The sequence below is a fragment of the Polaromonas sp. P5_D5 genome, assembly GCF_054049435.1.
The window spans coordinates 1,110,144-1,131,142 of sequence record NZ_JBFUMJ010000001.1 but is presented as its reverse complement, the minus strand read 5'-3'; the positions used below and the strand labels follow the sequence as shown (position 1 = coordinate 1,131,142).

Annotated in this window: 23 protein-coding genes; 9 read left to right on the top strand and 14 right to left on the bottom strand. The window is 60.5% G+C overall.

Features of this window, described 5'->3' with window-relative positions; all coding sequences use genetic code 11:
- Positions 1–5 precede the first annotated feature (5 nt).
- Entirely contained in the window at positions 6–1,229 is a 1,224-nt protein-coding gene (locus tag ACXJKE_RS05525; protein ID WP_457279546.1) for a hypothetical protein, read from the top strand.
- 369 nt (positions 1,230–1,598) lie between these two features.
- Here the strand turns inward: ACXJKE_RS05525 and ACXJKE_RS05520 are convergent, their stop codons facing one another.
- The 6 genes from ACXJKE_RS05520 to ACXJKE_RS05495 all read right to left on the bottom strand — a co-directional run bounded on the left by ACXJKE_RS05520 (position 1,599) and on the right by ACXJKE_RS05495 (position 4,721).
- On the bottom strand, positions 1,599–2,087 hold the full coding sequence (locus tag ACXJKE_RS05520) for a nuclear transport factor 2 family protein (protein WP_457279545.1): 489 nt from the start codon (positions 2,085–2,087) through the stop codon (positions 1,599–1,601).
- A 98-nt stretch (positions 2,088–2,185) separates the two neighbouring features.
- Positions 2,186–2,494: a putative quinol monooxygenase gene (locus ACXJKE_RS05515; RefSeq protein WP_457279544.1), complete on the bottom strand. Its 309-nt coding sequence runs from the start codon at positions 2,492–2,494 to the stop codon at positions 2,186–2,188.
- Positions 2,495–2,601: 107 nt separating this feature from the next.
- Positions 2,602–3,141, bottom strand: coding sequence for a hypothetical protein (locus ACXJKE_RS05510; RefSeq protein ID WP_457279543.1), 540 nt, complete (start codon positions 3,139–3,141; stop codon positions 2,602–2,604).
- A gap of 32 nt (positions 3,142–3,173) precedes the next feature.
- The gene (locus ACXJKE_RS05505) at positions 3,174–3,758 is read right to left on the bottom strand and encodes a hypothetical protein (RefSeq protein WP_457279542.1); all 585 of its coding nucleotides are present in this window, start codon (positions 3,756–3,758) and stop codon (positions 3,174–3,176) included.
- Complete coding sequence (locus ACXJKE_RS05500) at positions 3,758–4,249, bottom strand: hypothetical protein (protein ID WP_457279541.1); 492 nt, start codon at positions 4,247–4,249, stop codon at positions 3,758–3,760. The genes ACXJKE_RS05505 and ACXJKE_RS05500 overlap by 1 nt, the downstream gene beginning before the upstream one ends.
- Before the next feature lie 70 nt (positions 4,250–4,319).
- Positions 4,320–4,721: a hypothetical protein gene (locus ACXJKE_RS05495; protein ID WP_457279540.1), complete on the bottom strand. Its 402-nt coding sequence runs from the start codon at positions 4,719–4,721 to the stop codon at positions 4,320–4,322.
- A gap of 260 nt (positions 4,722–4,981) precedes the next feature.
- Here ACXJKE_RS05495 and ACXJKE_RS05490 point away from each other — a divergent pair, with 260 nt between their 5' ends.
- Both ACXJKE_RS05490 and ACXJKE_RS05485 read left to right on the top strand, forming a co-directional pair.
- A complete protein-coding gene (locus ACXJKE_RS05490) occupies positions 4,982–5,473 on the top strand; it encodes a VOC family protein (RefSeq protein WP_457279539.1) in 492 nt (163 codons plus the stop codon).
- A gap of 309 nt (positions 5,474–5,782) precedes the next feature.
- Entirely contained in the window at positions 5,783–5,998 is a 216-nt protein-coding gene (locus tag ACXJKE_RS05485; protein ID WP_457279803.1) for a glycine zipper 2TM domain-containing protein, read from the top strand.
- Between the two features lie 89 nt (positions 5,999–6,087).
- On the opposite strand, the gene ACXJKE_RS05480 is transcribed toward ACXJKE_RS05485, so the two are convergent.
- The 8 genes from ACXJKE_RS05480 to ACXJKE_RS05445 all read right to left on the bottom strand — a co-directional run bounded on the left by ACXJKE_RS05480 (position 6,088) and on the right by ACXJKE_RS05445 (position 14,458).
- The gene (locus ACXJKE_RS05480) at positions 6,088–7,158 is read right to left on the bottom strand and encodes a VWA domain-containing protein (protein ID WP_457279538.1); all 1,071 of its coding nucleotides are present in this window, start codon (positions 7,156–7,158) and stop codon (positions 6,088–6,090) included.
- A gap of 48 nt (positions 7,159–7,206) precedes the next feature.
- The gene (locus tag ACXJKE_RS05475) at positions 7,207–8,181 is read right to left on the bottom strand and encodes a DUF58 domain-containing protein (RefSeq protein WP_457279537.1); all 975 of its coding nucleotides are present in this window, start codon (positions 8,179–8,181) and stop codon (positions 7,207–7,209) included.
- Positions 8,162–9,184 carry an AAA family ATPase gene (locus ACXJKE_RS05470; protein WP_457279536.1) on the bottom strand — a complete coding sequence of 341 codons (1,023 nt, stop codon included), beginning with the start codon at positions 9,182–9,184 and terminating at the stop codon, positions 8,162–8,164. The genes ACXJKE_RS05475 and ACXJKE_RS05470 overlap by 20 nt, the downstream gene beginning before the upstream one ends.
- A 21-nt stretch (positions 9,185–9,205) precedes the next feature.
- Positions 9,206–10,150: a S1C family serine protease gene (locus ACXJKE_RS05465; RefSeq protein WP_457279535.1), complete on the bottom strand. Its 945-nt coding sequence runs from the start codon at positions 10,148–10,150 to the stop codon at positions 9,206–9,208.
- 209 nt (positions 10,151–10,359) lie between these two features.
- Positions 10,360–11,220, bottom strand: coding sequence for an ABC transporter permease (locus tag ACXJKE_RS05460; RefSeq protein WP_457279534.1), 861 nt, complete (start codon positions 11,218–11,220; stop codon positions 10,360–10,362).
- A 118-nt stretch (positions 11,221–11,338) separates the two neighbouring features.
- Positions 11,339–12,244 carry an ABC transporter permease gene (locus tag ACXJKE_RS05455; protein WP_457279533.1) on the bottom strand — a complete coding sequence of 302 codons (906 nt, stop codon included), beginning with the start codon at positions 12,242–12,244 and terminating at the stop codon, positions 11,339–11,341.
- Between the two features lie 12 nt (positions 12,245–12,256).
- Positions 12,257–13,360, bottom strand: coding sequence for an ABC transporter ATP-binding protein (locus ACXJKE_RS05450; protein WP_457279532.1), 1,104 nt, complete (start codon positions 13,358–13,360; stop codon positions 12,257–12,259).
- A 21-nt stretch (positions 13,361–13,381) separates the two neighbouring features.
- Positions 13,382–14,458 carry an extracellular solute-binding protein gene (locus ACXJKE_RS05445; RefSeq protein ID WP_457279531.1) on the bottom strand — a complete coding sequence of 359 codons (1,077 nt, stop codon included), beginning with the start codon at positions 14,456–14,458 and terminating at the stop codon, positions 13,382–13,384.
- A gap of 231 nt (positions 14,459–14,689) precedes the next feature.
- On the opposite strand from ACXJKE_RS05445, the gene ACXJKE_RS05440 reads away from it, so the two are divergent.
- From ACXJKE_RS05440 to ACXJKE_RS05415, 6 genes are all read left to right on the top strand, one after another.
- On the top strand, positions 14,690–15,535 hold the full coding sequence (locus ACXJKE_RS05440; RefSeq protein WP_457279530.1) for a TatD family hydrolase: 846 nt from the start codon (positions 14,690–14,692) through the stop codon (positions 15,533–15,535).
- Positions 15,532–16,137, top strand: a complete 606-nt coding sequence (locus ACXJKE_RS05435; protein WP_457279529.1) for a DNA-deoxyinosine glycosylase — start codon at positions 15,532–15,534, stop codon at positions 16,135–16,137. The genes ACXJKE_RS05440 and ACXJKE_RS05435 overlap by 4 nt, the downstream gene beginning before the upstream one ends.
- Complete coding sequence (locus ACXJKE_RS05430) at positions 16,137–16,904, top strand: spermidine synthase (RefSeq protein WP_457279528.1); 768 nt, start codon at positions 16,137–16,139, stop codon at positions 16,902–16,904. Before ACXJKE_RS05435 ends, ACXJKE_RS05430 begins: the two co-directional genes overlap by 1 nt.
- A gap of 54 nt (positions 16,905–16,958) precedes the next feature.
- Positions 16,959–18,761, top strand: coding sequence for a GspE/PulE family protein (locus tag ACXJKE_RS05425; RefSeq protein WP_457279527.1), 1,803 nt, complete (start codon positions 16,959–16,961; stop codon positions 18,759–18,761).
- Between the two features lie 151 nt (positions 18,762–18,912).
- Positions 18,913–19,398: a tripartite tricarboxylate transporter TctB family protein gene (locus ACXJKE_RS05420; RefSeq protein WP_457279526.1), complete on the top strand. Its 486-nt coding sequence runs from the start codon at positions 18,913–18,915 to the stop codon at positions 19,396–19,398.
- A 12-nt stretch (positions 19,399–19,410) separates the two neighbouring features.
- Positions 19,411–20,925, top strand: coding sequence for a tripartite tricarboxylate transporter permease (locus ACXJKE_RS05415; RefSeq protein WP_457279525.1), 1,515 nt, complete (start codon positions 19,411–19,413; stop codon positions 20,923–20,925).
- The last annotated feature ends 74 nt before the right edge of the window (positions 20,926–20,999 follow it).

Below are 20,999 nucleotides of genomic sequence, written 5' to 3'. Positions count from 1 at the left end.
CGCCCATGTCCTCGCCTTCCGTCATCTCGCTCTACGATACGCGCGCCTTTTTTGAAAAGGCGCTGCAGCACGGCGTGCAGCACGGCATCATCGGTGCCGAAAAAATCGAAGCCATGCGGGTCGAAGGCCCCAAGGGCATGGTGCAGATCGCGCGTTATTTTGGCAATGAGTTTTTGCGCCCCGATCTTGAAAAAGCCCGCGACCGCATGGTGAACCTGGTTAGCCTGTACCTTGAACATTCCTGTGAGGGTGACCTCCACCAGGCGGCTGAATCGCTGCGCGATTTCTCGTTGCTGTCTCGCTCCAAGGGCGGCTCGGACATGCTCAAGGCCCTGATCGCCATGCCGCAAAACAGCCACTTCGGCATGAATGAACGCGGCGGCTTCACCGACGAGCACATTCCGCTGCTGGCCAAATGGTCGCTGCGCAACCTGGCCGACTACCAGGCCGAACTTGCCCGGCGCAGCCAGGTGGCGCAGGTGGTGGATGCTGCCGTCTGGCTTGCCGGCGAGCTGGGCATGGACGCCGCCGAACTCGAAGAAGCGGGCAAGGACGCCGAAGCGGTGATTCGCACCGCCTTGCTGGTGCTGGCGACGGGTCGCACCGAGATGCCCGACTGGGTCGCGTTTGAGAAGATGATCGCCGCGTTGCGCAAAAAGCACGGGGCCGTTCCGTCTGCGGTTGCGGCTGCGCTGCCGCTCGCCGTTCCGAAAAAGCTGCCTGCCCACCTGCGGGATGTGGTGGAGGCGGTGCGGCAGTCCGTGATGGCCGACGCGCCAAAAATACTTGATCCGGCCTTGCCAACGCGCCAGCTGTTTGACCGCAGCCCGGCCTTCATGGGCCGCTACTTCTGGGTGGAAGACGGCCTGAACGAGGTCGATCACCATGACCGCCAGGCATCCGCCGTGTGGAGCAAGGTGACCGGCAGCAATGCAGACGATGGTTCGCTGTTGACCCTGTTCCTGTGCGTGGCCGCCGGCTCTGCGCCCAAGACCCTGCTGACCGAGAAAAGCGCCGCAACCCTGCTGCGCAAGATTCAAAAATCCGGTTTCGATCCCGCGCTGGCCCACCAGTACATCGTGGACCACGCGCCGGTGCAGCACCAGGACGCATACGCCAGCTTGTGGGATGACTTTGTGGAAGAGGCGCAGGCCACGCTACAAAGCGATGCCGTTCATGCGCTCCACGACGCGCTGGCGTTTCTGCGGCGGGAATGCCACGTGCAATAGGCAGTTTGTGCCTGCGGTGGCGGCCCGTAATACACGACCGCTACTCTCTGCCTCGAATCGCGACCCAGAACATCAAACCGGCGAGTGCAAGCAGGAGTCCGCGTATACCCCAAGGGCCAAGAAAATAGTAGGCTGCTTGAAATAGCGGCTCCAGCAGATTGCCGCAACCGGTTGCGCAGAGAGTTGGCCTGGCGAAGCTTAGCAAGGCAACGCAGAGGAGAAAAACTCCGAGCAATGCCGCGATGAGTCTCGAATTCATTGAGCTGAGATCCGATGTTTGGGTTGGATGCTCACATCCGAACAGCGACCAAGACGGCGTAGCTGGCCTGGCATCCGTTTGATGGGTCGGTTAGGTTGCTGCGACAAGGCCTACGGCTTTACAGCCGGATCCCAATGCTCAGCAATCTTTCCGGCCTCAATGCGGAACATGTCAAACCACGTCGTCGTGTACTTCTTTGACGGATCTTTGGGATCCGTCTGCTCGCGCGCAAAACTAAGGATGACCAGGTTTCCTTCAGCCGTAATGGCTACGAGTGGAGCTGCGACCTTGGCTTCTATCGGCTTCGGTTTCTTGAACTTCCCGAAGAATTCGACAAACGCTGCGCGGCCAGTGGGAACATTCGGATTGTGCTGGATGTAATTTTCAGCCAGATATTTCTCTGCGAGCTCTAGCTGGCCGGCTTCGAAGACTTCGCGCCAGAAGTCATAGACCAGGCGCTTGTTTTCCGAAAGTTTTGGATCTGCGCTTTGCAGCAGGGTGGAATGATCCGGCGCCGGCGTAACAGCAACTTGGGCGAAGGCGCCACTGGCAGCAACAACGCCAAAAAGAAGGGCAACGATTGTGTTTCTCGTACTCATGAATTACCTCGGTTGTGATGTGAGACGCCTGACGTTTGGCATGAGCGGCGGCTGGCGACAAGCCAAGCTTGCCAGAAGACGTCCGCTCGACGGAAGGATCAGGTCACTTTGGACCATATAGGCGTAAGGGCTGTGACTTGAGGAGGGCCTGCCAGCAACGGCTCCACGTCTTTCAGGTATGCCGCATAGGTACTCGTTTTCAGAAATTCCCGGGACGCTTCAACGCTCGAGTATTGCTGGAATGCGCAGATTGAATCCTGATTGGTATTGTCAAAGCAGTAGAAGTAGGCGGTATGCCCAGGGTTGGATGTAATGGCTGGCGCCATGTGTTTTCCCCAAACCTTTCGAACTTCCTCGCGCTTTCCAGGCTGTGTCTTGTGTTTGATGATGAGTGCAAATGCGGTCATCGAGATCCTTTCGGTGATGGTGATTCAAGAAGCCTAACGTAATTTATTCTTGACGCCCTAACCCGCGCAGTGACCTGACACACTCGCACGTTCGCGTCGGCCGCCAGTCAGGTGGCATTTCGCTCGAAGTGTCGCTGGTACACATTTGCGTAGTTCGTAGCCACCTGGCAGGACGTGATGTCGCCGTACTTGAACTCAACCGGCTCTTCGAGCCAGTTGCCCGCACCAGTGAAGTATTTCATGCTCACCTGTTCTTCTCCGGCCTCCAGGATGTGGCCGATGGCGAAGTCCGGATCCTTGAGAAGCTCGCACTCCAGGATGAATATCGAATGCTCTCGACGCAGGTCATCAATAGCGCTTCGCCAATTGGACAGATCAACAGCGTAGTCAAAGCGAACCTTGCAGAGGAGGCCTTCTTCCGCGAGTCGTTGCTTCTGAAACTCTTCTGTCTTTGTGCACTTGACTTCTGAGATGTCTGAGGTGCGCAAAATCATGAGCCCGTCCAGATTGAAGTCATAGACATACTGGAGCAAGACCAGTTGGTCCGACGATCCCAGTACAAAACCCTGGATCTTGTTGTCGTCCACTACCTCACGGCGCAGGGCGATCAAAGAACGGTTTGCGTGGAACTGTCTCAGGTCTTGCATCTACGTCCTAGCATTAAAGATATAACAAGCCATCATTGGAGCCGAATAGGCGGCCAGTCAATGCCAGTCCAGACTTGATTCCAGGTTCTTTGAAACGTGATGACTTGTGGGCCGCGATCATCTCCGTTCGCGCTTAGAAGCTCCACCACCACGAAATTGTCCCTCGGGTCTTGACGCATCGCGAGCCGAAGCGTTGTCCCGTGGGGTGCCGTGCTGCGAGCTCCCACCTGTGGAGGAAGTTTCATGAATGCTGTGAGGTCTTCGTGGTCGATCACTACCGCCAGCGGTACACCGACAAACTCTCCACGCACAACACCCTGCTTATACCGGGAGCTTGATCTGCGCCAAAGAGCAGCCGTTCCGTCACAGCGGACCTCCAGAATCGAGGTGATGTTCGGGTCTGAATAAGCACTGATTGCCTCAGCCACTGCGCAATTGCCGTGAAACTTGAGAGCGTCCTCAAACCTGCGATCCTGAGCGAAGGCAACGGATCCGCCTGCCAAGATGAGGACAAGGAAGAGTGAACGCAGGAGCATGGGCCCCAACCTGGGATTTACCGGCGGAAAGCTGGCGATCGAACACCCGACGACGCCCGCGTTGATTGCCATGTCAGCCATCATCGTTCCTTCCGCTTGAAGATGAAGGCGACGGCTGTGCCAATTAGTGCAAAGACTAGTGTGCTTGCCGCTGCGCCAATGTATTCAGCCGGGCGCCCGGAGCTTAGCAAGTGAACACCGAGTCCAAGAACCGAGATTGCCAGGTATAGCGCACCGGCCCGGGCGATAGGATTGGGATAGCGACTTGAATAGAACGCAAAGAACAGTATCGTGAGAAGAGGAATCAACATGATGGGCGATGTGACCATTCCCTCTGCCGCCGCTCTGAAGCCGCTGCGTAACAGCATGTTCGCGAAAATGGATGTGACCACACCCAGCAGCACCGCAGATAGCAAGTAGCCAATCGACCATTTAAGCAGCACGGCGAAATCTGAATCGGCACGCTTCTCGGTGTTCGGGGCATCTGGTTCAACGAAGATGCCGCAGCCACAGGCGGAACACGCCAGCAGTGCATCTGGGGCAGGCGACTGACATTCGGCGCAAATTTTCATCTTGAGGTCTGGCGTTGAAGATGGCCGGCGGCCAGACTCGGCCGCAGAGCGACACTGTTAGACATAACGTTCAAAGCTTGGGATCTGGAAACGGTAACTTATCCTGCGAGCTGCTCGGCTGGGCCACCCATTTATTACCGCGACGATAAAAATCTGCCTGGGTTTCAGAACTTCCAGCCCCAATTTTCAATGACACCGTACAAGCGATTTGACCTGGGTACTTGGCATCAACAGCCGGGATGCAGGTGCCGAGCTTGAGTTCGGCGGTTTTGTACTCTTGCATCTCCATCATCAGAAGGAATGCTTGCGTAGCCTCCTTGGCGTCAGGTAATACGAGTGCAGTGGCATTGACAGTAGTAGCGGCGGGTGTGGTGGCGGGCACTGTGGGCGGGATGACGGCGGCGGGTGGCGACGATGTTTCGCTGCAGGCGGAGCACAGAAGCAATGTTGACAGGATGACGGCGTAACGCATGAAGAATTCTTTGTGTTTCAGTTTGAGAAGAAAGGAAGGGCCTGAGCCTGCAAACTGATTCTAGGCGGCCAGTCTGCCAACCACCTCCTCAATATGAACGAGCATAGGCAAACACACAGCTGTCATTGGGGCATCGGAGTATCCCTACATGGGCATCAGTCCCATCCGACAAATCAGGTATGCAGGATGGATACCATGGGGGTTCTTTGCACCGTGGCGGGCGCCGGGTGCCGAATACCCAACCCTTCAGGAGACACGACATGGCCAGCAAAAAGACCAGCAAGAACACGATCTGCCTGTGGTACGACGGTGGTGCCGTTGAGGCCGCAAACTTCTATGCCAACACTTTTCCCGACAGCACTGTGGGCAAACTTTTTTATGCACCGGGTGACTTCCCCGACGGCAAGCAGGGTGACGTGCTCACGGTCGAGTTCACCGTCGCCGGCATTCCCTGCATTGGGTTGAACGGTGGCCCACTTTTCAAGCATAACGAGTCATTTTCTTTTCAGATCGCCACCGATGACCAGGCAGAAACCGACCGCTTGTGGAACGCAGTCGTCGGCAACGGTGGGCAGGAAAGCGAATGCGGCTGGTGCAAGGACAAGTGGGGCCTGTCTTGGCAGATCACTCCGCGCGCGCTCACTGACGGTATAGCCGACCCCGACCCCAAGGTGGCCAAGCGCGTGTTCGACGCGATGATGACCATGAAAAAGATTGACGTCGCCGCGATAGAGGCGGCAAGGCGGGGCTGAGACGCTTGATGGGATGACGCGTTTGCGTCCCCCTGCGCGGTGCGCTCCTGTTCAAGCTTGAGAAGTGGTCCGGGCGGGATTTGCATGCGAAATTTCCTCCGGAGGTACCGGGCGTAGTACGTACCGATATCGGGAGTTCGTCCTACACCGCAGAACCCGCAGCCTCCTAGCATGAAGACACCAGCAATGAAAAGCCACCCCGGCGTGCAGCCGGTAACCGTGTGCGATTCATTCACGTGAAGAGGAGTTGGCGGCGTGATCAAGCGGCATTTGCTCTTCACTTTCATTAACGTTCTCAAGGAGACTGAAATGATTGGAATCAAACAAACTGCACTTTGCGCGATGATATTTGCAGGTTTGGCGGGCTGTAGCGGCATGACGACTCAGGAGAAAAACACCGCCATCGGCGCCGGTGTAGGCGGTGTGGCCGGCGCGGCTCTTACCGGCGGCAGTGCCTTGGGGACCGTAGGCGGCGCCGCAGTCGGCGGTGTGATCGGGCATGAGGTCACCAAACCGAAAAGATAAGTTAAGCCTAGGATGCGGCGACTCTCTTGTGCGTCAGATTCAAGTGGCGCCGCTTCCCTGTTTCCCCTCTGAGGGAACGCCCGGAGTCTTCAAAGAATCCGGTTAAACCACAGCAGCGACAAGCTCGCCGACACCAGTGCCAGCGCGGCGGCAAGCAGTGCCAGCAGCCCGGAGATCTCGGTTTCCTTTTTCTCAATCGCGATGCGCGAGCTGAGGGTTTCGTAGACCCTCTTCAAATCGGCCGCCGTACCTGCGTAGAAGTATTCAGCCTGTGTTGCGCGGGCTATTCCTTTTAAGGTCTCCTCGTCGAGCTTGACGCGCATGGACCAGCCTTCAAAACCAATCGTTTCGCCGTCGACCGTGCCCACACCGACGGTGTAGATGCGGACACCGCGGTCTGCTGCGAGCTTGGCGGCGTCGATCGAATCCACACCCGTGGTGCGCTGGCCGTCGGTCAGCAGGATGATGGCGGCCGAGGTGTAGGAGCCGGGGGCGACGGGGGTGAATTCTTTTTTGGCGTTCTTGTCGGGGTTCTGGGCCTGGTCCAGCGATGTGCCGCGGGGCTTTTCCCTTCCGTACTGCATGGAGGCGATGTCGATGCCTGCGTCGGGGAACAGCTCGGCCAGCGACACGACGATGCCGTTGCCGATGGCGGTGCCGCGCTGCAGCTGGAATTTGTCGATGGCTGCCGTGAGGTCTTCGCGGCTGAGGGTGGGTTGCTGCACGACGGCGGCGGTGCCGGCAAACGCGACGATGCCGACGCGTACATTGCGCGGCAAATCGGCCAGAAAAGCCTTGGCGGCGTTTTGTGCGGCCACCAGGCGGTTGGGCTGGACGTCGGTGGCGCGCATGCTGCCTGAGACGTCCATGGCGAGGATGATGGTTTCACGTTGTGAAGGCAGGCTGATCACGGCAAAGGGGCGCGATGCCGCCACCAGCATGGCGGCGATGGACAGCAAAAACAGCAGGGGCGGAACATGCCGGCGAAAGCTCTGGCCGCGGCCCATGGCTTCGCGCACGATGGAAAGGCTGGCGTAGCGCAGCGCGATTTTTTTCTTGCGGCGCAGCAGCCACACATACACGGCCACCAGCAGGGGAATGGCCAGCAGCAGCCATAAAAACTCCGGCCAGAGGAAAGTCGGCAGGGGAAGTTTTGACATGAATGAGGTCAACCAGCTGAAGTTCATGGATGTTCCTTGGCGGCTTCTTCAGGCGGCGTGTTTCAGGTGAGCCGGCAGCTTGCCGCCTGCTGCGTTGGCGCCTGATGTACGGCTGCGCCGTTTGCGGAGCTCGGTAAACCGCAGGATGGCGTCAACCAGGTTGTCGTCGGTGGAAAGCTCCAGCGCGTCCACGCCGGCACGCGCCAGCGACTGGCGCAGCTCGGCTTCGCGCTGGGCCGCGATGCGTGCAAAGCGTTTGCGGAAACCCGCGTCGTGGGTGTCGACCAGCAGTTGCTCGCCGGTTTCGACGTCGCGGATGGGAATGAGGCCCAGGTCGGGCAGGTCCAGCTCCAGCGGGTCGAGCAGGCGCACGGCGACCACTTCATGCCGGCGGGCGAGTTGGCCCAGCGGCTTTTCCCAGCCGGGTTCGCTGATGAAGTCGGACACCACAAACACGGTGGAGCGCCGGCGTATGAAGCTGGCCGCGGACTCGAGCAACTCATGCAGGCGTGTGGGGCCGAGAAGTGTGGTTTCGGGACGGGCCTGCAAGGTGTGCAGCAAATGCAGCACGTGGTGGCGGCCGCCGCGTGCGGGGATCACGGCATCAACACCGGAGCCATAGAGCATGGCGCCCACGCGGTTGCCGTGGCGTGTCAGCATGCGGGCCAGCACGGCGACAAATTCAGCGGACACATTGCGCTTTCGCAGCTCGCTGGAGCCAAAGTCCATCGAAGGGCTCAGGTCCAGCAGGAACCAGGCGCTCATTTCGCGGTCTTCGGTAAACACGCGCACATGGGGTTGCTCCAGCCGGGCGGTGACGTTCCAGTCGATGTGGCGCACGTCGTCGTGGTGCTGGTACTCACGCAGGTCGGCCAGGTCCATGCCGGTGCCGCGCAGCAAGGTGCGGTAGTCACCCTGCAGCAGGCCGTCAAGCCGACGCAGCACGGTCCACTCCAGCCGGCGCAGCAGTTGTTCTGCGCTGGCGACGGGAGTGGGGGTTGGACTAGGCTGCGAGTTTTTCATGCTCTAAGGGTTTTGCTGGGGGCGGGATTTTGGCCATGATCTTCGCGACTAGGCCGTCGGCCGACAGACCTTCAGACAGCGCTTCGTAGGACAGCACCAGCCTGTGGCGCAGCACGTCGGGTACGAGGTCTGTCATGTCTTCGGGCAGGGCGTAGCTGCGTCCGCGCAGCATGGCCAGCGCGCGGGCGCCTTCGGTCAGGTTGATGGTGGCGCGCGGGCTGGCGCCGAAGGTGATGAAGCGCTGCAAGTCTTTCAGGCCGTGCCTGGTCGGGTTGCGTGTGGCCGACACCAGCCGCACGGCGTACTGCACAAGGGACGGGTCAACGTAAATGCGGCGGCATTCGGCCTGCAGCGCGGCCAGCTGTTCGGTGGTGGCCACGGCGCTGACGGCAACGGCTGGGCCGGTCACGCGTTGGACGATGACGAATTCTTCTTCGTCGGTCGGGTAGTCCACCAGTACCTTCATCATGAAGCGGTCGACCTGCGCTTCGGGCAGCGGATAAGTGCCTTCGGTTTCAATCGGGTTTTGCGTGGCCATGACGAGGAAGGGCTCGGGCACTTTGTGGGTGATGCCGGCAATCGTGACCTGGCGTTCCTGCATCACTTCCAGCAGCGCGCTTTGCACCTTGGCGGGCGCGCGGTTGATTTCGTCGGCCAGCAGCAGGTTGGTAAACACCGGCCCGAGCGAGGTGGTGAACTCGCCGGTTTTCTGGTTGTAGATGCGCGTGCCCACCAGATCGGCCGGCACCAGGTCGGGTGTGAACTGGATGCGCTTGAAATTGCCCTGCACGGTGTTGGCCAGCGTCTTGATGGTCAGCGTCTTGGCCAGGCCGGGAACGCCTTCCACCAGCAAATGCCCCTGCGCCAGGATGGCGACCATGACGCGCTCGAGGAAGCGGTCTTGCCCCACCACCACACGTTTGACTTCATAGAGGATCTGCTCCATCAGCTGCGCGGTGGCGTCATGGCCGGCGGCGGAATGTTCGGGCGTGTGCTGTTCCATGCGTCGATGTCCTTAAAGTCTTCAGAAGGGGGGCATGCCGGCGGCCGAGGCTGCGTTTTCAATCGGCACCGCAAAACCGATGCCGACAAACGTGCGCTGCTGGTTGGGGTTGAAGATGGCGGTCACGATGCCGACCACTTCGCCGTCCATGGTGACCAGCGGGCCGCCCGAGTTGCCGGGGTTGGCGGCGGCGTCGAACTGGATCAGGTTGCTCATCATCTGCTTGCCTTCGGGCGAGCGGAAGTTGCGCTTGAGGCCGGAGATCACGCCCTGCGAGGCCGAGGGACCTATGCCGAAGGGGTAGCCCACGGCCATGACCTGGTCGCCCGGTGCCAGGTCGGCGGTGGAGCGCATGGTGGCGGCAATCAGGTCGTCGGGAATCTTGTGGGCCTGCAGCACGGCCAGGTCGTTCTCGGGCTGTACGCCGGTGATGCTGGCGGTGGATTCGAGGCCGTCCGCGAACGTGACCTTGATGGTGGTGGCGCCCTGCACCACGTGCAGGTTGGTCAGGATGATGCCCTTGTCGACGATGACCACGCCGGTGCCCACGCTGCGCTCGCCGTCTTCCTTGCCGTCCTTGTCTTTACCCAGCCCCACGATGCGCACGACAGAGGGGATGATGGTGTCGTAAGCCCGGGTGCCGGGGGAGGGCAGGACTGTGGTCTCCAGCGTTTTGAGGACGGCCGCGTTGATGTCTTCCTGCGTCAGCTTGCGGGCCGCGGGCCGCAGCGGGGAGGCAAAACTGATGGCCAGCAGCAGGGCCAGCAGGCCGACGACCGACCAGAGCAGGTAAAGCTGGTTTTGGGCAAGCCGTTTGGCCAGGCGGGAGGCGCGGGGGAAACGGGAAGGTGCGGGGGCTGGAATGGCGCCGTCTGGGCCGGCAGCCTGCTCGGGCGGCTGCACCTGGGCATCACCCGCGCCCTGCGCCGGACGGTTTGAACTGCTGTAAAGGGCTGGCCTGCGCATCCGTTCACCTGTGAGGTCAATGTCAAAACCGGGCTGATACCACCGGGCGTGAAAACCTGCTTCAGGCCCCGTATTTACAGTTGCACCGTATCACGATTTGTGCATCCGTGCACGTGATTTGGGTATAGGCGTAGGGGGCTTTGTAAAGCGCCTATTACTGCGCAGTCTGGGCTCGATTCGAGCCCGATTTTGGGGCGGCCTGGACTGCTTCAGGCGCCGGGGCTGTCGGCGGGCTTGCGCAGCAGGGTCAGCGCCAGGGCCGCCGAGGCCAGCATCAGGAACAGGCTGACGGCATTGAGCACCGGCGTGGCGCCCTCGCGCATGCGTCCGTACATCATGACGGTCAGCGGTGCGTCCGAGCCGACCAGCATCAGCGTGGTGTTGAAGTTCTCGAAGGACATCAAAAACGAGATCGCTGCAGCGCCGATGAGCGCGGGTTTCAGGTAAGGCAGGGTGATGGTGGCGAAGACCGCGGCGCGGGAGGCGCCCAGGTTGTATGCCGCCTCTTCGAGGGTGATGTCAAAACGTTTCAGGCGGGCCGAAATGATGAGCGTGGCGATGGACACGATGTAGGAAAACTGGCCCAGCACCACCAGCGGCAGCCCCGGCCGCAGGAAATCCAGCTCCAGCCCCCACCAGTCGTCGGCAAACTGGGCCAGGCGGCTGGCAAACGCCAGGATAGAAATACCCAGGATGACGCCGGGAATGACCAGCGGCGCCAGCATCAGCATCGACAGCACCTGTTTGCCCGGAAAGCGGCTGCGTTCAATCAAAAAGGCGTTGGTCGTGCCCACCAGCACCGCCAGCAGCGTGACCCAGCCGGCCACCACCACGCTGGTCCAGAGGCTGGCGAGCATGGGGCGATCAGCAAAAAGCCCCATACGCCCCGTCTTGCTGCCAAAAAACCAGTCGAGCGTGAAGCCGCGCCAGGGCGGTGCCGGGTAGGGAGCGTCGTTGAAGGCAAACACCGCGACCACGACCAGCGGCAGGAACAGGAAGGCGAAGAAGGCCAGCCCATACACCACCGTGCCTGTGCGCAGCCAGGCGGGCCGGGGCAGGGAGGCGATCATCTAACACTCTCCCCAAGTCCTCGCCAGTGACGGCGCGGAACCGGCTTTGCCGGGCCGCAGCGGTCGCCCCCTGCTAGGGGGGAGGGAGCTACACGCAGTGAGGTCCAACGGGGGGGCGTCATGTCTTCCTCATTACTTCACCAAATTTTTGGCCGGTCAACTTGAGCCCTAGCCAGACGATGGCAGTGGACAAACCCAGCAGCAAAAATCCAAACGCCGCGCCTTGCTCCCAATTAAAGCGCGTGATGAACTGGGTGTAGATCTGCTCGGTAAACCAGAGCGAGTTCTTGCCTCCCAACAGCGTGGGTGTGAGGTAGTTGCCTAAGGTCAGCATGAAGACCACGATGCAGCCGGCGAGGATGCCGGGCGCGGCATGCGGAATGACGATTTGTCGCAGGATGGAAGGGCCGTTGCCGCCCAGGTCATAGGCGGCTTCTATCAGCGTGTCATCCAGACTTTCAAGCGCACTGATCAGCGGCACCACCATGAAGAGCATGGAGGTATAGACCAGGCCGACCAGGATGGTGGCGTCGCGGTAGAGCAGCTCTACAGGTGCATCAGTGAGGCCCAGCTGCACCAGCACGGCGGGCAGCACGCCCGATTCGCGCAGCAGAATCATCCAACCCAGGGTGCGCACGGTTTCGCTGACCCAGAAGGGGATCAGGCACATCACCAGCAGCAGCGACTTGGCGCGGCCGCGCACCAGTTTGGCAATCGTCCAGGCGATGGGAAACGCCAGCAGCAAGGTGATCAGCGTGGCCAGGATGGACATGACGGCGGTGCGCACAAAGGTGTGCCAATACAGCGGTTCGTCGATAAAGGTGCGGTACTGCGCGATGCTGGGCGCGTATTGCCGCGGTGCGATGCGTTCGCGCAGCGACAGGATGGCCAGGTCGATGTGCGGCAGAACGATCAGGCCCACCAGCCAGATCAGCGCCGGCGCCAGCAACAACAGCAGGATAAGTTTGGCCTGCGCCGATGCGGGTCCGGCATTTGCTGCGGGCATGGCGGCTGCGGCTTGCATGATCTGCAGGCGCTAGGCGCCGGTTGTCCCAAAACAGGTGGCTTGCGCGGGGTCGAAGCTGAAGGCCACCGTTTCACCGACACGCAAGTCGGCAAAGCGCCCGGTCTGCGGTAGCGCGATACGAAATTCCGTACGGCTGGTGGTTTCGCGCAGCAATACGGCCGAATTGGCGCCGTCGAAGAGCAGGCTCTCAACCTGGCCCGCGTAGGCTGTGTGGTCAGCGGGCAGCTCCGCGGCGTCGCGGGCCAGACTGATCGCCTCGGGCCGTACAAACGCCTGCACGGACTGGTCGGTCAGGATTTTGCCGACAGCGCGGGCCCGCATGGCAAGGCCCTGGCCGGTCGTCAGCGCCACCACGTTGCCGGCTTCCGTGCCGGCGGCGGCACTGCCCTGCAGCTTGTTGTTGGCGCCCACAAAGCCCGCGACGAAAGGCGTTTGCGGCTGGTAGTACAGCTCTTGCGGTGTACCCACCTGCTCAAAACTGCCGGCATTCATGACTGCGACATGGTCGGACAGCACCAATGCCTCGGACTGGTCGTGCGTGATGTAAACAAAGGTGGTGCCGAAGGCCGCCTGCAGCTGCTTGAGCTCGACTTTCATGTGCTCGCGCAGCTTTAAATCCAGCGCGCCCAGCGGTTCGTCGAGCAGCAGCAGTGTGGGTTCGAGCACCAGGCTGCGCGCAATCGCCACGCGCTGCCGCTGCCCGCCTGACAGTTGATCGACGCGCTTGTCCTGCATGCCGGGCAGGCTCACGCGTTCAAGCATGGCGCCGACCTTGCTGGCAATGTCGGCGCGCGACAAGCCGCGCCGCGCCAGGCCGTAGCCGACGTTTTCGCCGACCGACATCATGGGGAACAGCGCCAGGTGCTGGAACACCATGTTGACGGGCCGCTGGTTGGGTGGCACGCCGTTCATGGGTTTGCCGCCGATGTGGATCTGGCCCGCATCGGGCGACAGAAAGCCGGCGATCATGCGCAGCAGCGTCGTCTTTCCGCAGCCCGACGGGCCGAGAATGGAAAAGAAGCTGCCGCGCTCCACGGTAAAGGACAAGTCCTTGACCGCGGGCTGGCCGGCGTAGGTTTTACCGACGTGTTCGGCTTGAAGGTCTGCGTGCACCGGTGATAGGCCGGTTGCCGGTTATTGGGCTGCTTTCACGCGGTCTAATACGCGGCCTTCGATGTCCTCGATGCCGGCAGGCACTGCGGGATACCACTTCACGTTTTTCAACGCGGCTTCAGGGAAGCTGGCGGCGAACTGGGCTTTCAGCTTGGGATCGGCCAGCTGGTCGGCTCCCTTGGAGGCGGTGAAGTTGCCGGCAGAGCCTGCCACTTTTGCGGCAATCTCGGGGCGCATGTTGAAGTTGATCCAGGCGTAGGCGGCGGCATCGTTGCGGCCTTTGGCCGGGATGGCGAAGGTGTCGATCCAGCCGAGTGCGCCCGACTTCGGTGCGATGTATTGGATTTCAGGTTTTTCGGCATTGAGCTTCCAGCCGCCGGTGTCCCACATCATGGCGCCCACCACTTCACCGGCGCGCATGCCGTTGAGCAGCTGATCCTTGTTGTCCCAGTAGAACTTGATGTTGCTCTTGCAGGCAATCATGGTCTTGCCGACTTCGTCCATCAGCGCGCCGTAGGCTTTCGGGTCCTTGTAGAGCGCAAACGGGTCTTTGCCGGAAGCAAAGGCGAAGGCCAGCAGCGTGGGGCGCTTCAGGCGCACGGCGGTTTTGCCCTTGACATCTGCCTTGCACAGGTCGGGGTAGTCGGTCATCTTGGCCAGCTTGGTATTGACGACGAGGCCGTCGGTGCCCCAGATGTGCGGCAGGCCATAAACCTTGCCGTCCAGCGTGGTGTTTTTCTTGGTGGCTTCCAGCATGGACGGGATGAACAGATCGGATTTGATCTTGCTGAGGTCCATGGGCTTGTAAATGCCGAACTCCTGCTGCGGGCCGGTGATGCGGTCCTGCGAGGGCTGGGCCAGGTCAAAGCCGGCGCCGCCGGTGGCGCGCAGCTTGGAAATCATTTCTTCGTTATTGGACAGCGTGAGCTCAACGTCGATCCCGGTCTCCTTTTTGAACTGCGCCACGACATCGGCCGGCACATAGTCGGCCCAGGTAATCAGCCGCAACTTCTGGTCTTGTGCCCAGGCGGGGCTGGCCATACTTGAAACAACGAGGCCGGCTCCGAGAATGTGGCTCATCAGACGGGATAATTTCATGTTGGCTTTTCCTTGGGTTATCAGTCGACGGTGGTTGACAGAGGTTGACGAAAAGAGATCGGGGGGCAAAAAAAACGGTAACGAATTGCGCGTGCATTTCCTCAAAAAAAGCATAGCGTGTCCCGATTTCATTTCTGTGTCAACATCTTCCGCAAGCAAGGCCTGCGCCAGGCCGTTCCTTTTTTTGTACCTTTTCTTTTCATATCCCGGGTGCCCTGCCGCATTGACTGAATGACTTTCTGGGTAGACACACACTGCCATCTTGACGCCGGTGAACTGTCCGTCGATGTCGCTGAAGTTCGTGCGCGGGCAGCCGCTGCAGGCGTTGCACACTGCGTGCTGCCGGCGGTGGGCGTGTTCAATTTCGAGGCAGTCCGTGTGCTGGCACACCGTTTTTCCGACAGCTATGCGCTGGGCATCCATCCGCTGTGTGTGCCCCAGGCGCAAGACGCCGACCTGCAGGCGCTGGATAACGAGCTTGCGTTGAGGCGGTCTGATCCGCGATTGGTCGCGGTGGGTGAAATCGGCCTTGATTATTTTGTGCCTGCCCTGACGCAAAGCCCGATGCGTGAACGCCAGGAGCACTTCTACCGCGAGCAACTCAAGCTGGCGCGCAAGCACGGCCTGCCGGTCATCCTGCACGTGCGGCGATCGGCTGACAAGTTGCTCAAGCACCTGCGCGACCTGGCGCCCGAGAGCGGGTGGCACGGCATCGGCCATGCGTTCAACGGCAGCGAGCAACAGGCGGCGGAATTCATCAAGCTGGGCCTGAAGCTGGGCTTTGGCGGCGCCGTCACGTTTGAGCCTGCCTTGCAACTCAGGCGCCTGGCGGCAGAACTGCCCCTGGAGGCGCTGGTGATGGAAACGGATTCGCCTGACATTCCGCCCCACTGGATCTACAAAACCGCGGCGGAGCGCGAAGCGGGCCAGGCCCAGGGCCGCAATGAGCCGGGCGAGTTGCCGCGCATTGCGAAGCAGGTGGCGGATTTGCGGGGAATTCCGCTGGAGTCGCTGGCGGCCGCAACGACCGCCAACGCATTGCGGGCGCTGCCGAAACTGAGAGCCCTTCTGGCGTGAAAAAGGGCACCGAGGACACCGCTAAACCTGTGCTGGCAGGTCTGGCGCCGCTGGTTTCTCCCGGCACTCGGCTGCTGGTACTGGGGAGCTTTCCGGGCGCCGCCTCACTGGCTGCGCAGCAGTATTACGGCCACCCGCAAAACCATTTCTGGAAGATTTTGCAAGCCATTTGGCCCGATGGTCCAATGGGAACGGGCGCGAGCAGCTATCAAATTCGTAGCGAATGGCTTTTGTCAAAAGGGCTTGGCCTGTGGGACGTGTACGCTGCCTGTGAACGCGAGGGCAGCCTGGACAGCAATATCCGCAATGCGGTGGTGAACGACCTGGCGGGTCTCAAGGGCCTGTGTCCCAGGCTGGAAGCCATTGCGCATAACGGTGGTGAAAGCTTCAAGCATTCATTGGTTGTGAAGGCTGCCCTGAGCGCCGCCGGGCAGCCCCAAGGCGCGAGCACCCCCTCGGGGGGCAGCGAGGACACGTCAGTGCCGAGCGTGGGGGTCCAGTTCTACAAGCTGCCTTCCACCAGCCCGGCGAATGCTTCCTGGAGTTTTGAGCGCAAACTCGCTGCCTGGCGTGAAGTATTTGAAAAGCATGGACTGGTTTGATGTCAAAAAAAGAAACAGTGAAAACGACGGCCGAACTACCCGAAGTCAATTTCTCCGACTACGGTGAGGTGCGCTTTTTGCATCTGGGCACCGAATGGGTGCAGGGCTCCATGCTGCGCGATGCACCGTATGACATCGAACTGGAGTACGTGCAGCGCATGATGGCGGGGCTGCTGTTCACCGACGCGGCGGCTGTGTCTAAAAAGCACGCGATGCAGCTGGGCTTGGGTTCTGCCGCGCTGACCAAGTTTTGCTATAAAAAGCTGCGCATGAAAACCACGGCGATTGAAATCAATCCGCAGGTGATCACGGCCTGCCGGCTCTGGTTCAAGCTGCCGCGGGACGACCTGAGGCTGCATGTCATTGAAGCCGATGCGGCGCTGGAAATCAAAAACCCTGTGCACCAGGGAATGGTGGACTTCCTGCATGTCGACCTGTATGACCATGAAGCGGCGGCGCCGGTGCTGGACAGCGCGGATTTTTATGAAGACTGCCGCGGGCTTCTGGCGGAAGACGGCGTGATGACGGTGAATCTTTTTGGCCGTGATTCAAGTTACGTGCAGTCGCTGACAAAAATTGCGGAAGCGTTCGGGCCCGAGGCGGTCTGGGCGTTTCGGCCGACGCGCGAAGGCAACACTGTGGTGCTGGCCCAACGCGACCCGACGCGTCCCGAGCGGGCCGACCTGCTGCAGCAGGCCGGTGTCATCGAGTCGTGCTGGAAGCTGCCTGCCAAAAAATGGCTGCGGCTCTTTGCGCCGGCGGCGTGATGATGATGCCGCGCGGATGGTAAAGACCCAGGTGGATGGGGTACAGTGCGACCCATGAGCGCCGTGACGCACCCCAAACACCCCAAAGACCTGCACGTGAAAAAGCCTCCTGCCGGGCCGCTGGGCTGGCGCATGCTGGTTGAGTGGCTCAGCGAAGACGGCGTCATCAGCGCCGCCGAAGCCCAGCGCACGATTGCACGCTGCTCCCAGGTGCAAAGCGCGCAGCCGCCGTTAACCCGGCTTGCCAGTGTCGGCATGACACGCCTGGCCGACGGCAAACCCCTGGACATGGAAACGATCACGCAATGGCTGGCCGGACGGGCCGGCCTTGCCTACCTGCGGATTGACCCGCTCAAGGTGGACGTGGGCAAGGTGGCGGACACCATGTCGGCCATGTATGCCGAGCGGCACAAGGTACTGCCGGTGCAGGTGACCCCCAGCGAGGTGGTGATTGCCACTTCGGAGCCTTTCGTGACTGATTGGGTGCAGGAGGTCGAACGTCAGGCCAAGCGCAGCGTACGCCTTGTGGTTGCCAGCCCCCTCGAAATCACCAAGTTCACCGCCGAATTTTTTGCACTGGCCAAATCCGTCAAGGCGGCGATCAAGGCCGGCGGTGGGGCGACGTCGGCGAGCTTTGAACAACTGGTTGAGCTGAACAAAAGCAACAAGCAGCTGGACGCCAACGACCAGGGCGTGGTGCAGGTGGTGGATTGGCTCTGGCAGTACGCCTTTGACCAGCGCGCCAGCGACATCCACCTGGAGCCGCGGCGCGAGCAGGGCGTGATCCGCTTTCGCATCGACGGCGTGCTGCATCCGGTCTATCAACTGCCCATGGGCGTGCACAACGCCATGACCGCCCGCATCAAGCTGCTGGGCCGCATGGATGTGGTGGAAAAGCGCCGACCACAGGATGGCCGCATCAAGACCCGCAACCCGCGCGGCGACGAAGTTGAGATGCGCCTGTCCACTTTGCCCACAGCCTTCGGCGAAAAAATGGTGATGCGGATTTTTGACCCGGACACCACGGTCAAGGACCTGGATGCACTGGGTTTTTCGCAGCACGACGCCGAACGATGGGAGCAACTGGTCAAGCGGCCCTATGGCATTGTCCTGGTCACCGGGCCTACCGGCTCCGGCAAGACCACCACGCTTTATTCCACGCTCAAGCGGCTTGCGACTGAAGAAGTCAACGTCAGCACGATTGAGGACCCGATCGAAATGATCGAGGCCTCCTTTAACCAGACACAAGTCCAGCCGCATCTGGATTTCGACTTTCCCGAAGGGCTGCGCGCGCTGATGCGGCAGGATCCGGACATCATCATGGTGGGCGAAATCCGCGACCTGCAGACGGCCGAGATGGCCGTGCAAGCCGCGCTGACTGGCCACCTGGTTTTCAGCACACTGCATACCAATGACGCCCCGTCGGCGGTGTCCCGCCTGATGGAACTCGGGGTTCCTTCTTACCTGATCAACGCCACCTTGCTGGGTGTGCTGGCCCAGCGGCTGGTACGCACCTTGTGCAGCAATTGCCGCCAGCCTGACGAGGCCGCCTCACGCGAAACGCTCGCCGACCTGGTCAAACCCTGGCAAATCAGCGGCGGCTACCGGCCGTACAAGCCGGTGGGCTGTGTGGATTGCCGGATGACCGGGTTCCGTGGGCGCATGGGGCTTTATGAGCTGCTGACCGTCACGGAAGGCTTCAAGGAAAAGGTCTCGAAAGAACCCAATATCGATGCGCTGCGCCGCCAGGCGGTCAGCGAAGGTATGCGCCCGCTTCGGTTGGCCGGCGCGCTGAAAGTGGCAGAGGGGCTGACAACCATCGAGGAAATTTTGGCCTCCACCCCGTCTTTGGACTGAGTCCTTGCAGCCTTTTACAGCGGCCGGCCCGTTGTAAGCAAGAGGTAAGCCAAAAGATTACGAAAGGTAAGTGAAAGCCACATGGCGGGGGCCGGGTGATTGAATGCACAATCCACCGATTCTTTCTTTTATATGTATTGAGGAGACAGCCGTGAATATCAAGAGTCAGAAAGACTTTTTCTCCGGCCTCATGTTCATGGGGGTCGGTGTGGCGTTCGCATGGGGGGCAACCACCTACAACGTGGGTGAAGGTGCCCGTATGGGTCCGGGTTACTTCCCTCTCATGCTGGGTATTTTGATGGCTGTTCTGGGAGGTGCTATTACCTTCAAGGCGCTGGTGGTGGAAACCGTAGGCGGCGACAAGATCGGCAAGTGGGCCTGGAAGCCCCTCATTTTCATCATTCTGGCCAATCTGGTATTTGGCATTTTGCTGGCCGGTTTGCCGAGCATCAAGATTCCCGCCATGGGCATGATCGTGGCGATTTATGCGCTGACCTTCATTTCCAGCATGGCCGAAGAGGGCTGGAAGGTCAAAAACACCTTCATTCTTGCGACGGTGCTGGCCATCGGCAGTTACCTGGCTTTCGTCGTCCTGCTCAAGTTGCAGTTCCCGGTCTGGCCATTCTTTATCGGCTAAGGAGAATAAAAAATGGAATTGCTAAATCATTTGTCGATAGGTTTTGGCGTGGCATTCACGCCGATCAATTTGTTGTACTGCCTGATCGGCTGTATTTTGGGTACCTTGATTGGTGTTCTGCCGGGTATCGGCCCTGTGGCTACGATTGCCATGCTGCTGCCGGCCACCTACGCGCTGCCTCCCGTGTCGGCGTTGATCATGCTGGCCGGTATTTATTACGGCGCCCAGTACGGCGGCTCCACCACCGCCATTCTGGTGAATCTGCCAGGGGAGTCGTCTTCAGTGGTGACCTGTATTGACGGGTACCAGATGGCGAGAAAAGGCCGGGCCGGGCCCGCGCTTGCCGCGGCAGGCCTGGGATCTTTCTTTGCCGGTTGCGTAGGCACTTTGATCCTGGCCGCGTTTGCACCGCCGCTGACCGAACTGGCCTTCAAGTTCGGCCCCGCCGAATACTTCGCACTGATGGTGCTGGGTCTGATCGGCGCCGTGGTGCTGGCTTCCGGCTCGCTGCTCAAGGCGATTGCCATGATCGTGCTGGGCCTGCTGCTGGGTCTGGTCGGAACCGACGTGAATTCCGGTGTTGCCCGCTTCAGCTTTGACATTCCCGAACTGACTGACGGCATTGGTTTCGTGACCATCGCCATGGGTGTATTCGGCTACGGCGAGATCATCAGCAATCTGGCGCAGCCGGAGCATGAGCGTGAGGTTTTCACCGCCAAGGTCTCGGGACTCTTCCCCACCAAAGAAGACTTCAAGAACATGGCGCCTGCCGTGCTGCGGGGTACTTTCCTGGGTTCGGCACTGGGGATTCTCCCCGGCGGTGGCGCCTTGCTTGCCGCATTTGCGGGTTACGCCCTTGAGAAGAAAATCAAGATGCGGCCTGGTGAAGTGCCTTTCGGTCAGGGCAACATCCGCGGCGTCGCAGCACCTGAGTCGGCCAACAATGCCGGCGCGCAGACCTCCTTCATTCCGCTGCTGACGCTGGGCATTCCGCCCAACGCCGTAATGGCTTTGATGGTGGGCGCCATGACGATTCACAACATTCAGCCCGGCCCGCAGGTCATGACCAGCAACCCTGAACTGTTCTGGGGCCTGATCGCTTCGATGTGGATCGGCAACGCGATGCTCGTGATCCTGAATCTGCCGCTGATCGGGATGTGGATCAAGCTGCTGACTGTGCCTTACCGCTACCTGTTCCCGGCCATCGTGCTTTTCTGCGCGATTGGCGTGTATTCCACCAACAACAACACCTTCGACATCTGGATGGTGGGCATCTTCGGTGTGATCGGCTACATGTTCGTCAAGCTCGGCTGCGAACCCGCTCCCTTGCTGCTGGGCTTCATCCTGGGCCCCATGATGGAAGAGAACCTGCGCCGGGCCCTGCTGCTTTCACGTGGCGACTGGAGCGTGTTTGTGACGCGTCCACTGTCGGCCGGACTGCTGGGAGCCGCCGTGCTGCTGCTGGCCATCGTGCTGCTGCCAAGCATCAAAAACAAACGGGAAGAAGCTTTCGTTGAAGCTGACTGATCAACGGGAAGCACATACAAAAAAGGCACCTTCGGGTGCCTTTTGTTTTGCCTGTTTGCGACATAGTCGGCGCT